General features: G+C 60.1%; 19 protein-coding genes. 12 read left to right on the top strand and 7 right to left on the bottom strand.

What is annotated here, in order from left to right; genetic code table 11:
- Positions 1–66 precede the first annotated feature (66 nt).
- On the bottom strand, positions 67–1,011 hold the full coding sequence (locus tag M5C01_RS14285; protein ID WP_178129873.1) for a LysR family transcriptional regulator: 945 nt from the start codon (positions 1,009–1,011) through the stop codon (positions 67–69).
- Positions 1,012–1,144: 133 nt separating this feature from the next.
- Between M5C01_RS14285 and M5C01_RS14280 the strand changes: the two genes are divergently transcribed.
- The 3 genes from M5C01_RS14280 (at position 1,145) to M5C01_RS14270 (ending at position 5,052) form a co-directional block, all read left to right on the top strand.
- A complete protein-coding gene (locus M5C01_RS14280) occupies positions 1,145–2,644 on the top strand; it encodes a CoA-acylating methylmalonate-semialdehyde dehydrogenase (protein WP_152739859.1) in 1,500 nt (499 codons plus the stop codon).
- Positions 2,645–2,731: 87 nt separating this feature from the next.
- On the top strand, positions 2,732–4,054 hold the full coding sequence (locus M5C01_RS14275) for an MFS transporter (RefSeq protein ID WP_152739860.1): 1,323 nt from the start codon (positions 2,732–2,734) through the stop codon (positions 4,052–4,054).
- 341 nt (positions 4,055–4,395) lie between these two features.
- Positions 4,396–5,052 carry a hypothetical protein gene (locus M5C01_RS14270; protein WP_152739861.1) on the top strand — a complete coding sequence of 219 codons (657 nt, stop codon included), beginning with the start codon at positions 4,396–4,398 and terminating at the stop codon, positions 5,050–5,052.
- 177 nt (positions 5,053–5,229) lie between these two features.
- Here the strand turns inward: M5C01_RS14270 and M5C01_RS14265 are convergent, their stop codons facing one another.
- The 3 genes from M5C01_RS14265 to M5C01_RS14255 are packed head-to-tail and all read right to left on the bottom strand — an operon-like array spanning position 5,230 to position 8,201.
- On the bottom strand, positions 5,230–6,153 hold the full coding sequence (locus M5C01_RS14265) for a sugar ABC transporter substrate-binding protein (RefSeq protein WP_152739862.1): 924 nt from the start codon (positions 6,151–6,153) through the stop codon (positions 5,230–5,232).
- Positions 6,154–6,201: 48 nt separating this feature from the next.
- A complete protein-coding gene (locus M5C01_RS14260; protein WP_152739863.1) occupies positions 6,202–7,356 on the bottom strand; it encodes a phytanoyl-CoA dioxygenase family protein in 1,155 nt (384 codons plus the stop codon).
- A complete protein-coding gene (locus M5C01_RS14255; protein ID WP_152739864.1) occupies positions 7,353–8,201 on the bottom strand; it encodes an SDR family oxidoreductase in 849 nt (282 codons plus the stop codon). Before M5C01_RS14255 ends, M5C01_RS14260 begins: the two co-directional genes overlap by 4 nt.
- A 122-nt stretch (positions 8,202–8,323) precedes the next feature.
- On the opposite strand from M5C01_RS14255, the gene M5C01_RS14250 reads away from it, so the two are divergent.
- Positions 8,324–9,349, top strand: a complete 1,026-nt coding sequence (locus M5C01_RS14250) for a LacI family DNA-binding transcriptional regulator (RefSeq protein WP_152739865.1) — start codon at positions 8,324–8,326, stop codon at positions 9,347–9,349.
- Positions 9,350–9,375: 26 nt separating this feature from the next.
- On the opposite strand, the gene M5C01_RS14245 is transcribed toward M5C01_RS14250, so the two are convergent.
- Genes M5C01_RS14245 through M5C01_RS14235 form a run of 3 tightly spaced genes read right to left on the bottom strand, consistent with a single transcriptional unit; the run spans position 9,376 to position 11,729 of the window.
- Positions 9,376–10,443, bottom strand: a complete 1,068-nt coding sequence (locus tag M5C01_RS14245) for a maleylacetate reductase (protein ID WP_152739866.1) — start codon at positions 10,441–10,443, stop codon at positions 9,376–9,378.
- The gene (locus tag M5C01_RS14240) at positions 10,418–10,861 is read right to left on the bottom strand and encodes a nuclear transport factor 2 family protein (RefSeq protein WP_152739867.1); all 444 of its coding nucleotides are present in this window, start codon (positions 10,859–10,861) and stop codon (positions 10,418–10,420) included. The genes M5C01_RS14245 and M5C01_RS14240 overlap by 26 nt, the downstream gene beginning before the upstream one ends.
- Before the next feature lie 31 nt (positions 10,862–10,892).
- Complete coding sequence (locus M5C01_RS14235; protein WP_152739868.1) at positions 10,893–11,729, bottom strand: dioxygenase; 837 nt, start codon at positions 11,727–11,729, stop codon at positions 10,893–10,895.
- Positions 11,730–11,899: 170 nt separating this feature from the next.
- Here M5C01_RS14235 and M5C01_RS14230 point away from each other — a divergent pair, with 170 nt between their 5' ends.
- From M5C01_RS14230 to chvE, 8 genes are all read left to right on the top strand, one after another.
- Positions 11,900–12,814, top strand: coding sequence for a LysR family transcriptional regulator (locus M5C01_RS14230; RefSeq protein ID WP_152739869.1), 915 nt, complete (start codon positions 11,900–11,902; stop codon positions 12,812–12,814).
- Between the two features lie 215 nt (positions 12,815–13,029).
- Entirely contained in the window at positions 13,030–14,367 is a 1,338-nt protein-coding gene (locus M5C01_RS14225; RefSeq protein ID WP_152739870.1) for a carbohydrate porin, read from the top strand.
- Positions 14,368–14,533: 166 nt separating this feature from the next.
- Positions 14,534–15,967, top strand: coding sequence for a sugar porter family MFS transporter (locus M5C01_RS14220; RefSeq protein WP_152739871.1), 1,434 nt, complete (start codon positions 14,534–14,536; stop codon positions 15,965–15,967).
- Positions 15,968–16,038: 71 nt separating this feature from the next.
- Complete coding sequence (locus M5C01_RS14215; protein WP_152739872.1) at positions 16,039–16,935, top strand: intradiol ring-cleavage dioxygenase; 897 nt, start codon at positions 16,039–16,041, stop codon at positions 16,933–16,935.
- A 40-nt stretch (positions 16,936–16,975) separates the two neighbouring features.
- Positions 16,976–17,848, top strand: a complete 873-nt coding sequence (locus M5C01_RS14210; protein ID WP_152739873.1) for a TIM barrel protein — start codon at positions 16,976–16,978, stop codon at positions 17,846–17,848.
- A gap of 67 nt (positions 17,849–17,915) precedes the next feature.
- Entirely contained in the window at positions 17,916–18,911 is a 996-nt protein-coding gene (gene iolG, locus M5C01_RS14205; protein WP_152739874.1) for an inositol 2-dehydrogenase, read from the top strand.
- Positions 18,912–18,961: 50 nt separating this feature from the next.
- Complete coding sequence (locus tag M5C01_RS14200) at positions 18,962–20,053, top strand: Gfo/Idh/MocA family oxidoreductase (RefSeq protein WP_152739875.1); 1,092 nt, start codon at positions 18,962–18,964, stop codon at positions 20,051–20,053.
- Positions 20,054–20,162: 109 nt separating this feature from the next.
- A complete protein-coding gene (chvE, locus tag M5C01_RS14195; protein WP_152739876.1) occupies positions 20,163–21,233 on the top strand; it encodes a multiple monosaccharide ABC transporter substrate-binding protein in 1,071 nt (356 codons plus the stop codon).
- The last annotated feature ends 9 nt before the right edge of the window (positions 21,234–21,242 follow it).

Below are 21,242 nucleotides of genomic sequence, written 5' to 3'. Positions count from 1 at the left end.
TGTGCGCGTTTGGCCCTGTGGAGCCGGGCTTGGTCCGGTTCCACAGGTGCCCAATCGCCGACGCGATCACGCGGTTTGAAATCCGCCTGACAGCTTCTGCTTCAAATAACTGACCAATGCCGTCACCGATTTAGGGACATGGGGCGAGTAGGGGCGAATGAGATAAATCTCGTCGGCGAAGGCCCCCGTCAACGTCCAGTCCTTGAGCACCTGCACCAGCTTGCCGCTGGCAAGCGCGTCATGGGCGCTGAAGTCAGGTAGCAGGGCAATGCCCAGATGGCTGAGCGCCGAGTCGCGCAACGCTTCGCTGTTGTTGGTGGCAAAGCTGCCGGCGATGGGCACCGTGATGCGTTCTACATTTTTTGCGCCTCGTTTGGTTCGTTCGAAGGTCCAGGCGGGTTGATCAGTGCCGCGCGGGTAATAAAGACAATTGTGGGTGGGGAGCTCTCCAGGCTCTCGGGGTTCACCCTCGCGCTGCAGGTATTGCCGGGTGGCGACGAGTACGGAAGCGGTGTCGCAGAGTTTCCAGGCCACGTGTGTTTCCGGCACCTGGAAACCATGCCTGACTGCCAGGTCATATCCCTCGGCGGCCAGTGAACTCAGGGCATCGGAAACATCCAGTTGAATGCGCACCTGCGGATACTGCTGGAGGAATTCAGCGAGGTGAGGCACCAGTTGCTGCCGGGCGAAGGCAACGGGCGCGGTCAGGCGCACCAGGCCGCGGATTTCCCCGGCCGAGTCCCGCACCGAGGAAAAACTGCGGGCAATGTGCTCATAGGCGCTGCGCACTTCGCGGGTCAATGACAGCCCGGCATCGGTAAGCCGCACGCTGCGTGTGGTGCGGGTCACCAGACGCGTGCCGGTGGCCTTTTCAAGATCGCTGATGCGTTGGCTGACTGCGGATTTACTGACACCCAGGCGTGCCGCGGCCGCAGTATAGGTGCCTTGTTCCTCTAGCACCGATAGCCAGTGGATATGGCTCCAGAGTCCTTCGATTTCAGATTTTTCCACGAGTTTATTGTTCTCATAAATGCACAATCAGTTCTGGATTCTGCTCTGGTTTGGAACAAACTGAAAGCCTATCGTGAGTTTCACCGCTGGCTTGCAACGCTGCCAGCCCAACTCTCAACCTGGATCAACTGCCATGACCACCTCGATCGAGCATTTCATCAATGATCAACGCGTTTCCCGCGATGATCGCTATCAGGACGTCTACAACCCTGCCACGGGTGAGGTGACTGGGCGCGTTGCGCTGGCGAGCCGCCAGACCGTTTCCGAAGCTGTCGAGGCGGCCAAGACCGCGTTCCCCGCCTGGAGCGATACTCCACCCATCCGCCGTGCGCGGGTGCTATTTCAGTATCTGCACCTGCTGCGCATGCGCAAGGACGATCTGGCACGCATTATCGTCGCTGAGCACGGCAAGGTCTTCACTGACGCCCAGGGTGAAGTGGACCGTGGCATCGATATTCTGGAATTCGCCTGTGGTATTCCGAACCTGCTCAAAGGTGATCATTCCGACCAGGTATCCCGAGGCATGGATAACTGGACCATGCGCCAGCCTCTGGGTGTTGTCGCCGGCATCACGCCCTTCAACTTCCCGGTGATGGTGCCCATGTGGATGTACCCGGTCGCCATCGCTGCCGGTAATACCTTCATTCTCAAACCGAGCCCGACTGATCCGAGCGCGGCCCTGTTCATGGCTGAGCTGCTTCGCGAAGCCGGGCTGCCCAAAGGTGTATTCAACGTTGTTCAGGGCGACAAGGAATCGGTTGATGCACTGATCGAGCACCCCGACGTCAAGGCGATCAGCTTCGTGGGCTCCACGCCCATTGCCCAATACATCTATGAAACCGGTGCACGCCACGGTAAACGTGTGCAAGGCCTGGGCGGCGCGAAAAACCATATGGTCGTCATGCCCGATGCGGATATCGAGCGTACTGTCGATGCGCTGATCGGTGCCGCGTTTGGCAGCGCCGGCGAACGTTGCATGGCCATCTCGGTGGCGGTCCTGGTCGGTGACGTGGCGGACCAGGTGGTCGCGGCACTGACCCGGCGCGGTCGTGAGTTGAACATCACCGACGGCCGCGACCTGAAGGCGGAGATGGGACCGATCGTTTCGCGGGCCGCCCGTGAGCGAATCAGCGGTTACATCGCTCAAGGCGTGGAGGCGGGTGCGCAGTTGCTGCTCGATGGTCGTGACTTTGTACCGGCCGAGCCAGGCCTGGAGAACGGGTTCTGGTTGGGGGCGACACTGTTCGACCATGTCACCGCCGAGATGAGCATCTACCGCGAAGAGATCTTTGGCCCGGTCCTGGCCTGCGTGCGCGTACCTGACTTCGCCGCAGCGTTGAAACTGGTCAACGAGCATGAGTTTGGCAATGGCGTCAGTTGTTTCACCCGCGATGGTAATGTCGCCCGCGAATTTGCCCGTCGTATCGACGTGGGCATGGTCGGCATCAACGTGCCAATTCCGGTGCCGATGGCCTGGCATGGTTTCGGCGGCTGGAAGAAAAGCCTGTTCGGTGACATGCATGCCTATGGGGAGGAGGGCGTGCGCTTCTACACCAAGCAGAAATCGATCATGCAGCGCTGGTCGGAGAGCATTGAGCAGGGGGCCGAGTTCGCGATGCCTGTCTCCAAATAACCTGAGTTTCAAGCTTTACCGCCTGCGCCGGGAGTGGGCTTTGCCCTTCTCGGCGCAGGGTAAAACAAGAATAAAAAAGGACGTGCCATGAGCGCTGACATTGAAAAACAAGTGACGAACAAAATCTTCTGGCGGCTGTTGCCGTTGCTGATTTTGCTCTACATCGTTTCGTATCTCGACCGTGTCAACGTCGGTTTCGCGGCGCTGACCATGAACGCCGATATCGGTCTGAGCAGCGCGGTCTTTGGATGGGGGGCCGGGTTGTTTTTCATTGGCTATTGCCTGTTCGAAGTGCCCAGCAACCTGATGATGATCAGGGTCGGTGCGCGGCGCTGGATTGCCCGTATCCTTTTTACCTGGGGGCTGATTGCCACCTGCATGGTGTTTGTCGAGGGGCCCAGAAGCTTCCTGACACTGAGGTTTTTGCTGGGGGTGGCGGAAGCCGGATTCTTCCCTGCGGTCATTCTTTACCTGACCTTGTGGTTCCCGGTACGTTATCGAGCCCGCATTATCTCGACCTTCATGTTGTCGATCCCGATTTCCCTGGCAGTCGGCGCGCCGATTTCAACCTTGCTGCTGGAGCTCGATGGCCTCCTGGGCCTCAAGGGCTGGCAGTGGTTGTATATCGTCGAGGGGACCCCGGGCATTCTGTTGCTGGGTGTGGTGCTCAAGTGCCTACCGGATTCGCCACGGCAGGTGCATTGGTTGAATGATACGCAGCGTGAATGGCTGGCCCGTGAACTGGCAAACGATATCAAGGCCAATCCCCCCAGGCTCGATAGTAAGAATTCACTGTGGGAGGTGTTTCGCAGTCCCGCCATCCTGGTGTTGTGCACCCTGTATTTTTGCGTTGCCGCAACCAATCTCGGGCTTTCGATGTTTTTGCCGCAGATCATCAAACAGCAAGGCTACAACGGCATGGCGATTGGTTTCGTCGCGGCCATTCCTTATGTCGTGGGCTGCATCGGCATGGTCACCATCGGCCTGCTTTCCGACCGTCTCAACAAACGCAAACGGTTCCTGATCATCGCGCTGCTGTTCCTGGCCGGTGGCCTGGCAATGGCGGGGTGGATGCCCGGCAACTATCTGGCAATCCTCGGCATGTGTGCCGCAACCATTGGCATGATGGGCTTCAAAGGACCGTTCTGGCCGTTGCCGTCGCTGTACCTGAGTGGCAGCAGCGCGGCAGCCGGTATCGCATTGATCAACTCCGTGGGCAACCTCGGTGGTTTCTTCGGCCCCGGGCTGGTCGGCATGGCCAAGGACATGACGGGTAATTTCGAGAGCGGGCTCTACCTGCTGGCGGGGCTGGCGCTGTGCGCCTTGTTTCTGACCGTTGTTTTTGTCTCGGACCCTGATGAAGTCGCGCGACAGAAGGCCTCTGCCGAGTTGGTCTTGCCCAAGCCGTGAGTGTGGCGGCGATGCGGGTGGAGAAATACCCAATAAGCGCGGTGTAGGCCTCATTTGGCGGTCAGGTCAGCGCCGGCCAGCCCCGCAGATATGGGCAACAGGACTCTGAAATATTTACTGGATCACCGCGCTGAGCAGCTATTTGATCTAACCTCTTGATGCCACCGTATGAGGACAGCTCTACCACGCTCGGTCTTCTTAGCGTTGCGGTTCCTACCGAAGGTGGGCAAATCTGTCTAATAGAATCGGCTGCTTGACGGGTTGCATTTGTTTTTACTCCGAGCGGTTTAACGTGGATGGGTTATTGCAATGATGCCGGTTAACGATCAAGGAGATTTCAGATGCCTCAAGTAAAAGCAATCGGCAGTCACGCGGTGGCATTGGTAAAAGATGACGTTGTTTTTGAGGACGTCTCAATATTTTTTATTATTGCCCACGGCATAAAAGTTGAAGGAAAGTTTATCAGTAATTTCAGTATTTACTTTCCATGGGGGGTTGATAATTTTGGCTGGTATGACACGGACAATGGGTTCCCCTTGCAAGAGATCTATAGAAATCTGCGTCAAGGTCGGCCGCAGGGGCTAACACCGAACCTGAGTTTAAAGTCGGAGCTGGCACCGACTCAAAGTCCACTCGACATCTTATTGTCAGGCATCTTGCCGACAAAGACATCTGTTCGTGCCTCATGGGAAGAACCCTTGCTGACAAGAACGATCTGTGAAGTACCTAATATTAATTTGACGCCAAAGGATCTCACACCGGTTTTTTGCGAAAAAATGTTGTTGAAGTATTATCTGGATGGTGGGACGGAGGACGTCGGTATTGTCTGCCTTAAAAAAGATGAAAAATTAGATGACGTATTAAGGCTTCTCGGCGTAGCGCTGAAAATGGACAAGTACTCGGACGTGTTGGCGATTTGCCTGTGTTGTAGTGTGGCGTCTGGCGACGAGGGCAATGCCCACAACAGAGCAGATGGTTATGTCCAGGTTCTTGATTAAACACGATCAGCGCCATGGCAGCCCCCCGCCCAAATGGCAACCAAACCTTGCGAGAGCCAATCGGACCCCGGCGGCTTGCTGCTTTGTGGCGCGCGGCCAGATCGGCACGTAGTTGTGGTGTGCCGATGGCGCTCATGCGGGGGCAACTTTGCCTGTCGGTCGTTGAGTTTCAGTCGTTCAAGGGCTGAGGAAGTCCTGATAGTTGGCCTTGGTAATGAGCTGATAAGGAATGGTCAACTGTGCTGTATAGGGTTCTTTGCGGACCATCTTCAGTGCTAAATCAATGGATCCGACGGCCTGGCGTTTGTTGTCCTGGTAGACGGTTACCACCAGTTGATCCCTCTTGATTGCATCGAGGCCGGCGGGGCCGCCATCGCTGCCACCCACCAGGATGTCCTTGCCCGGGCGCATGCCGGCTTGTTTGATGGCCATCGCCGCGCCAATGGCCATTTCGTCGGCATTGGCGGCCACGGCATCTATTTTTTTCCCCGACAGAATCCAGTTATTCATCAGGTCCATGGCCTTGCCACGCTGCCATTCGGCGCTTTGCTCCTCGACCACGTGGATGTCCGGATAGCTTTTAAGCACTTCCTTTACACCCTGGGTACGGCTGTGGGTGGCGTCGTTGGAGAGCAGGCCGAGCATGATCGCCAGATTGCCTTTGCCGCCCATTTTTTCCGCCAGGTAGCGCATTTGTATTTCGCCGGCCTTGATTTCATCCGAGCCCACATAGCCGACGCCGGGTGGCAGTTCAGCCAGGTCGGGGCGGCGGTTGACATAGACCAGGGGGACACTGGCCTTGCGCGCCTGGTCGGTTATTTTTTGTGTGGCGGCGGTATCCACCGGATTGACAATGATCGCGTCCATGCTCTGGGCGGTGAAGTTCTGTACCTGATTGAGCTGGCGTACCACATCGCCCTGGGCGTCTTCGAATTGCAGGGTGACGCCGGGCAGTTCCTTGGCGTGGGCGGCCATGTAGTCGCGCATCTGCGCCAGGAATACATCATCGACCTGGGCAATGCTGACGCCGATACGGATATCGGCCAGTGCCAGCGGTGTGAAGACAATGGCAAGCAGGAAGGTCAGAAGTCGTTTTTTCATGGTCGCACTCCGGTTTTGTTGTTGTTTTTGGATCGTTTGGAAACAGGGTCAGGCCTGGCGTTTGGCATGCATTTGCGCCACGCGCTCGGCAAAGGTCGCGTAGGGCCAGCGTTCGTTCAGCGCTTGCCACATCAGTTGTTGCCCGGTCTGCGGGGCCAGGCCGTGCAGGGGTGGGTCGGTGTCGAGGTTGCTGGGAAAGGAATAACCGTCGGCGCAGCTGGCGATCACCGCAGCCAGTCCGGGTGCGTCTAGTACTTGATCCGCCCACTGCTGCAGCAAGCAGGGGTAGAGCGCGAGCATCATGCGTTCGCGGTTCACAGTTTCCATGGGCTTGCCGAAGGCCGAGGAAATCTGCAGCAGGTTGGCCATGCGTTGGCGATCCGGCGTGAGGTTGCTACCAGCGGCGTGGAACAGCGCGGGATTGAAGAACAGCAGGTCACCCTTGCTCAGCGGCAGTTGCACCGCCTGCTTTTGGAAGTAGTCGATGAACTCGGCGCGGCGCCAGGCCAGGTAACCCAGCGCGTACTGTTGGGAAAACGGCAACAGCAGGGTCGGGCCGGTGTCCAGCGGCATGTCGGAGTGGGCCACGGCGCCCTGCAATGTCAGGTACTGGGACAGCACCTGCAAGGGCAGAGGAAAACGCTCGACTTCAGCGACCGTCTGGAACCCCAGGTGGTAATCACGGTGGGGTTGCTGGGCCTGTCCACCGGGGTGCACCACGTTGACCTGGGCGGTGACCTGGAAGTGCGGACCCAGCCAGGCTTCGGCAATCAGCCCCAGCAGTGGGTTGGCGTAGTACTCGATGAAGGACGATGGCGAGTGCAGGGCGGCCTTCTGCAATGAATTCCAGATACGTCCGTTGCTGCCGGCCTTGGCGAAGTGGTCGCTAGCCACGCCCTGGGCGGCCTCCTCGGCGAAGATCGCCTCGAATACCCGGCTGTGGCGATCAACCACCCCCAGGTCGCTATAGCCCTGGCGCACCACCATGACCCCCGGGCCGTCGCGAAACAGCCGGTGCAACTCGTTCAGCAGCGCGTGGCGGTCAGCGTTGCGCAAGGCCTGCGCCTGATAGATCGGCACATTGCCCTGCACCTCGCTGCAGTGGGGGTAGTCCTCGGGGCGGGCCTGTTGTTCGCACAGCCGGGCGAAGTCGTGCAGTTGCACGGAGTCGGCCCGGACAAAGGCTGACAGGGGCTGATTCATCGGGTGTTCTCCGGCAAGCTCAAGGGCTGCCCCGGGCGCGGCGCGCTGTCGTCGCCGCAGCCGATCACGCCTTGCTCCAGATCGATCACCGTGCCGGTCATCATCCCCGACTCGCGGGACAGCAGGAACGCGACGCTTTGGGCGACCTCCTCGGGCTTGAGCAGGCGGCCGAAGGGCTGGGCGTGCTCGGCCTTCGCCAACCAGCCGTCTTGGGCACCATGGTAGCGGCGCTGGATCTCATCCTCGTGGGGGGTGTCCATCCAGCCGATATTCAGGCCATTGACCCGGATGCGGTTGCGCAGGGCGCTGAAGGCGACGTTTTTGGTCAGGATCGCCAGCGCGCCCTTGGAGGCCGAGTAGGCTGTCAGGTAGGACTGGCCGCCGTGGCCGACGATGCTCTGGATATTGACGATGGCGCCTTCCACGCCCTGGCTGATCATCAGCTTCAGCGCTTCCTGCATGAGGAAGAACGGCGCTCGTACGTTGACTGCGAAGAGGCGATCGAACAGTTCCGGAGCCGTGTCCAGGATGCTCCCGCGATCCGACATGCCGGCGCAGTTGACCAGCCCGTGCAGGGTACCGAAGTGGGTGCGGGCGGCATCGATGACCGCGCGGCAGTCGTCGATCTGCTCCAGGTCGGCCTGGACAAAGAACGCCTGGCAATCCAGTTCCGCCAATTGGCGCACCTGTGCCTGACCCTGTTCGGGGCGTCGCCCGCAAATGATCAGGCCGGCCGCACCGCGGCGGGCCAGGGTGTGGGCCACCGCGGCACCGAGGCCCTGCGTGCTGCCGGTGACGACAAAGTACTGGCCATTGAACGAGGTGGCGAGGTTGCTTTCAGACATGCGCTTCTCCTGGTTTTTGTTGTTATCAAGGTACCGGCTCGACGCTCGGCGAAATTGAGACTAGCATCGTGCTGACCTCGATAACGCCCGAAAAGACCTCAAAAAAACCTCAGGCTGAAACCATGATCGAACGCGCCAAACACTTCTCCATCAAGCAACTGGCCACCCAGGCGGGGGTCAGCAAGGCTACGGTCGATCGCGTACTGCACCAGCGTGGCAGCGTGCATTATCAGACCCAGCGCCGTATCGAGCAGGCCTTGATTGAGCTCGAAGCCCAGGAAAAGAACGGCCTGGCGGTGGGGCGCACCTTTCATATCGATGTGATCATGCACACGCCGCGCCGCTTCAGTGCGGCGGTGCGGGCGGCGATCATCACCCAACTGGCGAGCCTGGCGCCGTTTCGCATTGCCCCACGTTTTCACCTGTTCGAAGAAATCGAACCCCAGGCGATGCACGACCAGTTGTTGCGCTGCCTCGATATGGGCAGTCAGGGCGTGGTGCTCAAGGCCGCCGACGAGCCGGCGGTGAACCTGGCGGTCAAGCAGTTGGCCGCGGCCGGGATTCCGGTGGTGACCCTGGTGACCGACCTGCCCCACAGCGAGCGCATCGGCTATGTCGGCATGGACAACCGCACCGCCGGACAGACCGCCGCGTACCTGTTGTCACGCTGGCTGGGGCCGCAGTCGCAGGAGGTGGCGGTGGTGATCGGCAGCGAGCTGTTTCGCGGGGAGGAAGAGCGCGAAATGGGCTTTCGCATGTGGCTGCGTGGCCGCGCCGCGCATTTGCGCGTGCTGGACATCAGCGGTGGCTACGGGGTGTACGAACGCACCCTTGAACGAGTGACCGAGGCGCTGAGGCAGCATCCCGACCTCAAGGCGGTCTACAGCGTGGGGGGCGGTAACCGGGCGATCGTCGATGCGTTCGCGGCATCGGCGCGGCCGCTGGAGGTGTTTATCGGCCACGACCTGGATGAGGAAAATCGCCAGTTGCTGGCCGAGGAAAAAATCGCCGCGATCATCGACCACAATCTGCAGATCGATGCTCGCCATGTGTTCCTGCACATCCTGCAATTTCATCGGCTGTGGAAGGACGGGCCGATCGCACCCTCCCAGGTGCAGATCGTCACGCCGTTCAACCTGCCTTACTGAGCGGCATCCGTGCAGTCCATGTTGTCTTACTGTGGACGAACGCCATCGAACGCATCCTGCAGCAGTTGGCGAATCGCTGCTGCCTCGATGGGCCGTGGGTTCCAGTAAGGATTGGCGAGGGCAATGTCCGTGGCGCGATCCAGGTCGGCCTTGGTCAGGCCCAGATCCTTGAGGCGTGTCGGCGCCCCCAGGGAGCTGGAGAGGTCGAACAGGGCGGCCGCGGGGCTGCAATCGTCGACGTTCAGCGCCCGGCAGATACGCGACAAGCCTGGCGCCGCGGACTGGTTGTAGGCGATGGCGTGGGGAAGCACGATCGTATGGGTCTGCGCATGCGGCAGGTTGAAGCTGCCGCCCAGGGTGTGACAAAGCTTGTGATGCAGGGCCATGCCGACGTTGCCGAGCACGGTGCCGCACAGCCACGCGCCATAGAGGCAATCGCCGCGGGCATCGAGGTCGGTCGGGTTGCGATGGATGCGTTTCATGCCTTCGGCCAGGGCCCTGATGCCTTCTTCGGCCATCAACGACATGACCGGATTGCCATCCTGGGCGTACAAGCCTTCGGCCGCGTGGGCGATAGCGTTCATGCCGCTGGTGATCGACATCTCGAGGGGCAGGCTGACGCTGAGCTCCGGGTCGTAGATCACCGTCTTGGGCAGCACCCGCGGATCCTTGCCGGTACGCTTGAGGCCGTTCTCGGTCAGGCCGAAGACCGGGGTCATCTCGGAGCCGGCGTAAGTGGTCGGGATGGCCAGGATCGGCAGCCCGGAGTCCATGGCGATGGCTTTGCCCAGCCCGGTGGTTGAACCGCCACCGATGGCCACGGCGCAGTCGGCTCCCAGTTTGCGTGCGACTTCACGGGCTTCCCGTGCCGTCTCGATAGGAACGTGCATGACCGCCTTGTCGAAAATATCGGCGGCCCGGCTGCCGAGCAATCGAACGATGTTTTCCGCCTGGGCGCGTTGTTCCGGCGTGCAGAGGACCAGCGCCCGCTTGGCGCCTAATCGATCGATTTCCGCCTCCAGTTGCTGCAGCGAGCCTTTGCCAAAAATGACGCGCGACGGCTGACCGTTATAGATGAAGGGGGGCGTTGACATTGGGCAGGTCTCCTGGGGTGGATGCAGGTGCTGGACGCTGGACGATAGGCGTGGGTTGATAGGCAAGTAGCTGCCAATGCGCTGCCGTCTTGAGCCAGACGCTGAGGGTTCGGTTATTGAGGGTTTTGGCCACGCCGTGGGAAACGATATCGGCGGACATTTCGCCAAAGACCAGGGCGGTATCGCCGACAGTGCGCACTTCCTGCACGACATGTTCTATTCGGTGATAGAGATAAAGACCGTTGCGACATTTATTCAAGTAACTGGCCAGCGTGTCCCGGACACCATTGGAGTGCACATAAACCAACTCGTTATGGGCCAAACGCTGGAAAGCTTCGAGGTCGCCTTGTTGCATCGCCTGGTAGCGTTGTTGTTCTAATGAGCTGATTAAAGCGATAAGGGACACGTTGTCGTTCATGCTGACCTCGAAACGGGAAATAACCATGCGCTTAGCTGACCGCATCCTTCGCCAGGACGAAATCGAAGGCCAAGCTATAAAACGGATCGCGACTCAGTGTGCCGGCCGGGGTCATGCCGGCGTCCTGTCGTTGCCATTCGGTAATGAGTGAAGAGCGCACACCAAACACCGCATCTGAATCCAGATAGGGGTCACCCTCGCGAAATACCTGGGTGGTCAAGCGTTGATAGCCGGCGGCGCTGACGGTGAATTCCAGGTGGGCCGGCCGCCAGGCATGGCGGTTGAGAGCGCTGAGCAGCTGGCCGACAGGGCCGTCATGGGGGATACGTTGGCTGTTCGGTATCGCCGTGCAGAAGTGGTATTGGCCACGTTCATCGGCCTGTAGCAGGGCGCGTTCGGCCAGGCTGGCGCCAGCGGCCAGACTGATTTCCAGGGCCGCGTAGGGGATGGGATTGCCCTTGGCATCACGGACGGAGCCATGCACGTAGCCTTTCGGGCCATCCAGTTCCCCGCTGAGGTCGGCGCCCAGGTCGTGGACGCTGGGCTCGTGCTCGGGCAACACGTGGAACGCCGCGGCCTCGGTGCAGCCGGCGGGTTTCTTGTCGTTCTGTGCGAGCACCAGGGTCGATAGCCCGAGGACGTGGGATAACAGCACAAACTCCTGGTGGTCGGCCGAACAGGTTTTGCCGACCTGGCTGAGAAAGTCGATGCCGCTCTGCCACTCTTTTTCCGTCAGTTTGATATCACGGGCAAAGGCGTGCAGGTGTTGCACCAGGCTGGTCATGACGGCGCACAGGCGCGCATCGGCCGTACCACTGTTATTGGCCAACACCGCCTGGGTGATGGTCATTTCGTCCAAATTGCGCATCTCGACTCCCTGAACTTTTCCGGCCCATCGGCACCGCGGCATTTTTTGCGATGTCGGTAACTTCACTTCTCAGGCCACTGCGCCGCACGTTATAGTTCCGCTGGATGTAAGAAAAGTCCGTTTCTGGAATTCTTTATTTCATATGTGAAAAAATAAGAAGGGAGCACACCTTGGATCGACTGACCGAACTGGAGCTTTTTGTCTTGACCGCGGAAGTCGGCACCTTGAGCAAAGCCGCGGAAATACTGGGCTTGTCCAATGCCGCCGCGAGCCGGCACCTGGTGGCGCTGGAGCAGCGTCTCAATGTCCGTCTGATCGACCGCAATACCCGGCGCCTGGCCTTGACCCACTCGGGCCATCAGTTCTACACCAGTTGCAAAAGCCTGCTGGGGGAATTGAAGGAGGCCGAAGCGTCACTCAGCGAGTCGTTGGTCCAGCCGGTCGGCACGCTGACCATTACCGGCTCGATCTCGTTCTGCATGTTGCACATTGCCCCGCTGATCCCGGCCTTTCGGAAAATGTACCCACACATCACCGTGAAGGTGCTGGGTGAGAACCGCTATTTCGACATCATCGACAGCGAAATCGACCTGGCGATCAGAACCCGCGAGTACGAGCCCGACTCCAATATCACCATTCGCCGCCTGGCCGAAACGCGCCGGGTGTTGGCGGCGTCGCCCGGTTATCTGCAACGCAAGGGCACGCCGAAAACCATCGCGGATCTTTCTCAGCATGACCTGTTGATCTACAGCCATGCCAACCAGCCACGGGTGATGCGTTTTACCAAAGGTGCGGAGGAGGTGGCCCTGAAGGTCGAGCCGATACTGGAAACCAACGATGGGCAGATTGTCCGCGCCGCCGCCCTGGCTGGCGGCGGTATCCTGGTGCAGCCCAAATACATCATCAACGCCGATCTGGTGGCCGGGCGCTTGATTCCAGTGTTGGATGATTGGGATCTACCGAGGTTGACCATCAATATGGCCTTTCAAAGCCGTCGTTATATGCCTGCGAAGTTGCGCGTCTTCATCGACTTTTTGCTGGCCGACTTTAACCAACATGAGTACGAACGCTACTGGACACGCTAAGGCGGTTTTCCGCTGGGCGGAATTCACATTTATAGTTTTGCTGGGTATTCACTGCAACTTTCAGGTCCTATGATCCGTGGCGCTGGTGCTGGAGGACTTTTATGTTCGACACGGCCCCGGCTTCCTTTGAACGATTATTAAGTTGGCATTATTGAGCCCGGCTTCAATTCGCCTGCGCGTTAACAACAAGACTAACAATAAGGAAACGTCACGCCATGAAAAACTTTGCCAAGTGCACGGTTGCGGTCAGCTTTTGCCTGCTGATTCCCGGTTTTGCCTGTGCCGCCGATGAAGCCTTTGCCCAGGACTCCCGCTGGATGACCGGTGACTGGGGTGGGCAGCGCAGCAAGTGGCTGGACCAGGGTGTCGATATCGAGTTGGGCTACACCGGAGAAATGGCCGCCAATGTTCACGGTGGCTATGACAAAAACGTCACCGCCCGCTGGACCGAGCAATACGCCGTCGGCTTCAAGGCCGACCTGCAAAAAATCCTCGATTGGGAAAACACTCAGTTTCAATTCACGGTCACAGAGCGCGATGGGCGCAACCTGACCAACGATCGGGTGGCCGATCCGCGAGTCGGCGCTTATTCGTCGTCGCAGGAAGTGTATGGCCGGGGGCAGACCTGGCGGTTGACCCAGATGTGGATGAGTAAGGCCTGGCTTGATGGCGCCCTGGACATCAAGGCCGGTCGCTTCGACGAAGGCTCGGATTTCAACAGCTTCCCCTGCGACTTTCAGAGCACGCCATTTTGCGGTGCTCAGGCGGCCAACTGGATCGGCGACATCTGGTACAACTGGCCCGTCAGCCAATGGGCCCTGCGCACCCGGTATCAGTTCACCCCTGAGGTGTACGCACAGATCGGCGTCTTTGAGCAAAACCCTTCCTATCTGGAGAGTGATAACGGCTTCAAGCTCAGCGGCAGCGGCACCAAGGGCGCGGTGATCCCCATTGAGGTGGTCTGGAGTCCGAAGGTCAACGGGCTGGCGGGTGAATATCGGCTCGGCTATTACAAGAGCACGGCGAAGGCCGACGATGTACTGGATGACGTCAACGGTAACCCGCAGCCCCTCAGTGGCGATGCCTTCCAGCAGCATTCCAGCCGGCATGGCTACTGGCTGGTCGCCCAGCAACAACTGACCGCCCGGGATGGCGACAGCCGCCGCGGCCTGTCGGTATTTGCCAACCTCACCGCCCACGACAAGGCCACCAGTCGCGTCGACCATTTCATCCAGGCGGGGATCGTCTACAAGGGCGTTTTCGACAGTCGTCCCCTGGACGACCTGGGTGTCGGAATCGCCGAGGTCCATACCAACCCCGCCTATCGTGAGCGAGCCCAGTTGCAGAACCAGCAAAACGGTATCAGCGACTACGACAATCCGGGCTATCTGCCGGTGCAGTACAACGAAATCAGCAGCGAGATTTACTACGGCGTGCATGTCAGCAATTGGCTGACCGTACGCCCGAACCTGCAATACGTGAAAAACCCTGGCGGCGTACGTGAGATCGATGCGGCGCTGATTGCCGGCCTGAAGGTGCAGGCCAAGTTCTAGAGCCTCGGACGGCTATCACCGCGGACAAAGCGAGCGCCGCCAGCCGGTGGCGCAGTTTTCCACCCAGCGGAAAACACATTTGCCATCCAGGCATTTGTTTTCCGATTCAATCGCAGTAGTCTCACTTCCACTGAGCGTACACATAATTTCAATAAAGGTTGACCTCATGTCGAATCACCACACTGCCGGTAGTGCATCGTCGAAAATTCTCTGGCGTATCGCTGCCATCACCACCATGGGCTCGCTGGGGTTCGGTTATGACACCGGGGTCATCTCTGGCGCGCTGCCGTTCATGGCGCTCGATGCCGGTCACGGCGGACTGGGCTTGAGCCCGGTCTCCGAGGGCCTGGTGGCCTCGGCGCTGATTTTCGGCGGCGCCTTTGGTGCGCTGTTCGCCGGGCAACTGTCCGACCGCTATGGTCGCCTGGTGGTGCTCAAGGCCCTGGCCATGCTCTTTGCCGTGGGCGCCTTGGGCACCGCGGTCGCGCCGACGCTGTGGGCCATGGTTGCCACCCGCTTCGTGTTGGGCATTGCGGTTGGCGGCGCATCCTCTACCGTGCCGGTACTGATCGCCGAGCTGGCGGCACCACGGCACCGTGGACGGTTGGTCTGCCAGAGCGAATTGATGATCGTCTCCGGGCAGTGCCTGGCCTATATCGCCAGCGCCGGCCTGGCGCATCTGTTCGACAGCCCGTCGATCTGGCGCTACATGCTGGCGATCGCGCTGATACCCGCCGTGCTGCTGTATATCGGCATGCACTTCGTGCCCACCTCGCCACGCTGGCTGGTCAGCAAAGGGCGCATCGCCGAGGCGAAAACCACGCTGACTGGCATTCGCGATACCTCCCTGGAAGTGGACCGTGAGTTGCAGGCCATCATCGCCCAATGTGCGGTGGAGCAGCGCCACGCCAGTGTCCTCAGCACACTCAAGGAGCCTTGGTTGCTGAAGTTGCTGGCCATTGGCATCGGCCTGGGCTTTGTCATCCAGTTCACCGGCGTCAATGCCTTCATGTATTACACGCCGATGATTCTCAAGGAAACCGGCATGGGCACCAACGCGGCCCTGATCGCGACCATTGGCAATGGCCTGGTGTCGGTCATCGCCACGTTGATCGGGATGTGGCTGATCAATCGCATGGGCCGCCGTTCCATGCTGCTGATGGGGCTGACCGTGGTGGTCATGGCGCAGATCTTCCTTGGCTTGGTGATCAACTTCATGCCGCACTCGCTGCTGCAAAGCTACCTGGCTTTGTCCGGTGTCCTGGCGTTCCTGTTCTTCATGCAAATGTGCATCGGCCCGGTGTACTGGCTATTGATGTCGGAGCTGTTTCCGACCCATGTCCGGGGTTTGATGAATGGTATTTCCGTCAGTGTGTTCTGGGTGTTCAACGCCATTGTCGCCTTCCTTTTCCCGGTCCTGCTGAGCACGTTGGGGGGCATGACCTTCTTCCTCTTCGCGGTGATCAATATCGGTTCGATCATCTTCTGCACCCTCTGGCTGCCAGAGACCAAGGGACTGACCCTGGAAGAGATCGAACAGCACATGAAACAGCGTTTGAGCGGCCGCCCATGGCGGGCCGGCGAAGCCACCGCGTACTGACCGCCGACCCGGCGTTCGGCTTTGAAACCTGCACGCCGGCTTTCAAGAATAACGATCAAGGACATCAGCTCATGACTGCGCACCTGGATACCGCCACGCCTATTGGTGGACTCTTCGAGGAACAACGCTCCGCCGAAATCGTCAACGCCCGGATCAGCGCCGATGCCGATCCGCGCCTGCACGAGGTCATGGCGGTGCTGACCCGGCATCTGCATGCGGCGATCAAGGAAATCGAGCCGACCCACGACGAATGGTTCAAGGCCATCGAATTTCTCACCCGGACCGGGCAGATGTGCACCGACTGGCGCCAGGAATACATCCTGCTGTCGGACGTGCTCGGGGCCACCATGTTGGTGGATGCGATCAACCACCGTCGGCCCCAGGGCGCCACGCCCAATACCATCCTTGGCCCGTTCTATGTCGCCGATGCGCCTCGTTACGCGAATGGCGCGAACATCTGCCTGGACGGCAAAGGCCAGCCGACCCTGGTCAGCGGTCGGGTGCTGGACACCGCCGGAAAGCCGATTGCCGGGGCGACGCTGGACATCTGGCAGACCAACGACGATGGCTTCTACGACGTGCAGCAAAAAGGCCTGCAACCGGACTACAACCTGCGCGGGTTGTTCACCACGGATGCCGACGGCTGCTATGCCTTTCGCACGGTCAAGCCGCGGCATTACCCGATTCCCGCCGACGGCCCGGTGGGCAAGTTGCTGGGGCAGTTGGGGCGGCATCCGAACCGCGCCGCGCACCTGCACTTTATCGTCACGGCCCGCGGTTACGACCAGGTCATCACGCACATCTTCACCCCCGACTGCCCGTACCTGCACGAGGACACGGTGTTCGGCGTGAAGAAAGAACTGATTGCCGAGTTCACCACGCAAACCGATGCGGCCACGGCCGAACGCTACGACTTGCCGGTACCGTTTTTGGCCGTCAATTGGGACTTTGTCCTGGCCCCGGCCTGATTGATCGACCCTTCGTTCCCTTATTGGATGAGTGACTGTCATGCCCGATAAATCTATTGAACTGCTTGCCGCTTACTGGACCCTCGCGGGTGACACTTACCCTGGCGCGCCCAGCGAGATCAGCCCGTTCTCGCTGCAGGCCCGGGCCGAAGCGGCGGCCAAGGCCGGCTGGCGCGGCATGGGCTTCGTGCATGCCGACCTTGTGCACAATGTCGCCAAGCTGGGTATTGCCACGGTCCGCAATATTCTCCAGGACAATGGCATCAAGCATGTGGAAGTCGAATTTCTCGTCGACTGGCACCTGGACGGTGCCCCGCGTGCGGCCTCCGACAAGATCCGCGATGAATTGCTGGAAATCGGTGGGGAACTGGGCGCCCGCAGCCTGAAGGTGGCCGGCGGTTTGTTCGAGGAAGGGCCGCCGGATGTACCGCGCATGCGCGAAACCTTTGCCATCCTCTGCGATCGTGCCCAACCCTTTGGCGTCAATGTGGTCATCGAATTCCTGCCATTTTCCAGCGTGAACACCATCGACCGGGCGATTGCCGTGGCCCAGGACGTACGCCCCAACGGTGGCTTGCTGGTGGACACCTGGCACGTGGCGCGCGGCGGCATGAGCTTCGATGAAATCGCCAAGCTGCCGCTGGAGCTGATCAAGTCGATCGAGCTGGATGATGCCAACCACGCCATCGTCGAGTCGCTGTTCAACGACTCGACCCACCACCGCAAGTGCTGCGGCGAGGGCGAACTGGATGTTCCGGCGTTTATCCAACAGGTGGTCAATGTCGGTTACCGGGGACCGTGGGGCGTCGAGCTGATCAGCGCCGAGTTGCGCAAGCTGCCCCTTGAGGTGGCCGCCAAGAAAGCCTTTGACACAACGATTGCACAGTTCGAGCACATCAGGTTCCAGGCTTGATAGCTGGCTGCACAGTGACGTTTTTTACCGCTAAAACAACGAATAATTGAGTTCAGGAGATATGAATATGGTGGGTATCGCAGTGCTGGGCGCAGGTCGTATCGGCAAGATCCACGCCGCCAACGTGGCGGCCAGCAAGTTCGCCAAACTGGTCGTCGTCGCCGACCCGTTCGCCGACGCCGCGGGCAAATTGGCCGATGAACTCGGTGCCGAGGCCATGACCGACTGTGAGGCGGCGATTGATCGGGCCGATGTTCACGCGATCGTGATTGGCACCCCGACGCACACCCATATCAACCTGATGCTGCGCGCGGTGCGCCAGGGCAAGGCGGTGCTGTGCGAGAAGCCCATCGACCTGGACATGGCCAAGAGCCTGGCGGCCGTGGAGGAGGTCGAGCGGCTGAACGGACGGGTGATGCTGGCCTTCAATCGCCGCTTCGAAACCACCTTTGCCGAAATGCGTGCGGCCATCGACGCCGGCGATATCGGTGAGGTTCGCCAGGTGATCATCACCAGCCGCGACCCGGGCCTGGCGCCGGAGGATTACATCCAGCATTCCGGCGGTATTTTCCGCGACATGACCATCCACGACCTGGACATCGGCCGCTGGCTGCTGGGTGAGGAACCGGTCGAACTGAGCGCCATCGGCAGCCGCCTGATCGACCCGGCCATGATGGAAAAGTACGACGACTACGACACCGCGATGGTGCAGATGCAAACCGCCTCCGGCAAACAGTGCCACATCAACAACTGCCGTAACGCGGTCTACGGTTACGACCAGCGCATCGAAGTATTTGGCTCCAAGGGCATGCTGCAGATGGACAACCTGCGTCCGACCACCATTCGCCGCTGGAGCCAGGACGTCACCGACGCCCGCGAACCGCTGCTGAACTTCTTCCTCGAGCGCTATCAGCAAGCCTACAAGTCCGAACTGGATGCCTATATCGACGCACTGGCGCATAACAAACCTATGCCGACCACCGTGCAGGATGGGCTCAAGGCGCTGCAGCTGGCCGATGCCGCCGTGGAGTCGGTCAAGACCGGACGCGCCGTCAGACTCTGACGCAGGCTGAGTGGTTTGGATTTTTGGACAAGTACACCAGGAGAATCGTTATGTCCTACAAGCTTGAGCAGGGTATCCGCATCGGCGTGGCCTGCCTGGGGATTACTCACCCGCACACCTCGGGCCGGGTCAAGGCCTTCCAGCGCATGGCCGACGTGGAGTTTCTCGGCGCCTATGACGACAGCCCGTTGCTCGATCCGTTCTGTGATGCACTGGGCCTGCAGGCCCGCAGCAAGGCAGAGATCCTGGCCGACCCGAATGTGCACGTGGTGCTGGTGCATCCCAAGAGCTACCTGATGGCCGACTGGGCGATCGAAGCGCTGCAGGCCGGCAAGGCCGTGCTCTGCGAGAAGCCGGCGGGCCGTGGCACCCAGGACACCCGGCGCATCGTCGAGGCCGTCGAACGCACCGGCGGCTTGTTCCAGGTCGGCTACTGCTGGCGTTACGCGCCGTCGGTGGAAAAGATGCAGCAGGTGCTCAAGAGCGGCGAAATCGGCAAGGTCTTGCAGGTTCGCGCGCACGCCGGTTGCTCCCACGATGAGGCCGATACCAACCATATGAAGCAGCCCGGCGACCGAGGCGGGGCGTTTTATGTGATTGGTTGCCATACCATCGACCGGATCCTGCTGCACTTCGGCAAACCCAAATCGGTCAACGCACGGATCACCAAATTTGCCGGGCAGATGAGTGACTCGGCCCGCGAGGACGCGGTGGGCGCGGTGCTCAACTACGACGACAAGCTGGTTACCATCGACTTTATGTCCTGGGACCCGATGCCCTGGACCGAGAGCTGGGACATCACCGCCTATGGCACCCATGGGGTGATGCATTCCACGCCGATGCCAGCTTCGTACAAGCTCTACCACGACGGCAAGAACGGCCACCAGCAAGGTTGGACGCACTGGAACGAGAACAGCTTCCCGGAGATCTGGGCGGTGCGCAAGACCGTCTACTCCCCGGAAATCGCCGAGATCGGCAACCCGGTGTATTTCGATCGCGAGGCCGCCGCGTTCGTCACCTCGTTGCGCACCGGTAGCGCCTCGACGGTGCCGGCCACCCAGGCCCATGACATCAACGTCATCCTCGAAGCGCTGTTCGAGTCCGCCGATGCGAACGGCCAGGAAGTCCAGCTGGCGTTGTAGATAACCCGCAGTCCCGATAGGCGAGGAGACCCGTTCGGCTCAGTCGTTTTGAGCCGAAAGGGACTCTGCGTCCCTGAGAAATGACAACAACAATAAAGAAGAGGGCGTTATGCACACGATTATCAAGGTTGCCGCAGCGGTATTGTTGGGGTTGGCGATCAGCGCCTGCTCCAAGCAGGAGACCAGCAGCAAAGGCACTATCGGCATTGCCATGCCGTCGAAAACCGAAGCCCGCTGGGTGTCTGATGGCAGCAATATCGTCGACTCGTTGAAGAAGCTTGGCTACGACACCGACCTGCAATACGCCCAGTACGAGGCGCCGACCCAGCTGTCGCAGATCGAGAACATGATGGTCAAGGGCATCAAGGGCCTGATCGTCGCGCCCATCGACGGGACGACCATGACCGCCGTGCTCAAGCAGGCCAAGGAAAAAGGCATCAAGGTCATCTCCTATGACCGGCTGATCCGCAACTCCAAGGACTTCGATTACTACGTCACCTTCGACAACTACCGCACCGGCGTGCTGCAGGGCCAGTCGATCGTCGACTCGCTGGCGCTCAAGCAGGGCAAGGGCCCGTTCAACCTGGAGATCTTCGCCGGCTCCACCGATGACAACAACGCCCATGTGGTCTATGCCGGCGTGATGTCCCAGCTCAAGCCCTACATCGACAGCGGCAAGCTGGTGATCCGCAGTGGCCAGCAAGCCATCGATAAGGTCGCCACCCCGAACTGGGACGGTGCCCAGGCCCAGGCGCGCATGGATAACCTGCTCAGCGCCTTCTATGGTACGGCCCACCTCGACGCGGTACTGGCGATGAACGATCAGATCGCCACCGGTGTCGTGTCATCCCTGCGCGGTGTGGGTTATGGCAGTGGCAAGCTGGCCATGCCGATCGTCACCGGCCAGGATGCGGAAATCTCCAGCATCAAGTCGATCATTCGCGGCGACCAGTCTTCGACCATCTTCAAGGATACCCGGGCTCTGGCCGGCGCGGCGGCACAGATGATGGACGCGACGTTGAGCGGCAAGGCGGTAAGCGTCAATGACACCACGTCCTACGACAACGGCTCGATGATCGTGCCCACTCAGTTGCTGACCCCACAACTGGTCGATGGCAAGAACTGGCAGAAAGTCCTGGTCGACGACACCAAGTTCTACACCCCTGAGCAGTTGCGCTAGTCGCTTGTG

Source organism: Pseudomonas sp. MWU12-2319, from assembly GCF_023242525.1.
Lineage (GTDB): Bacteria > Pseudomonadota > Gammaproteobacteria > Pseudomonadales > Pseudomonadaceae > Aquipseudomonas > Aquipseudomonas gingeri_D.
The sequence above is the reverse complement of the archived record's forward strand: the minus strand, read 5'-3'. Positions and strand labels throughout refer to the sequence as shown.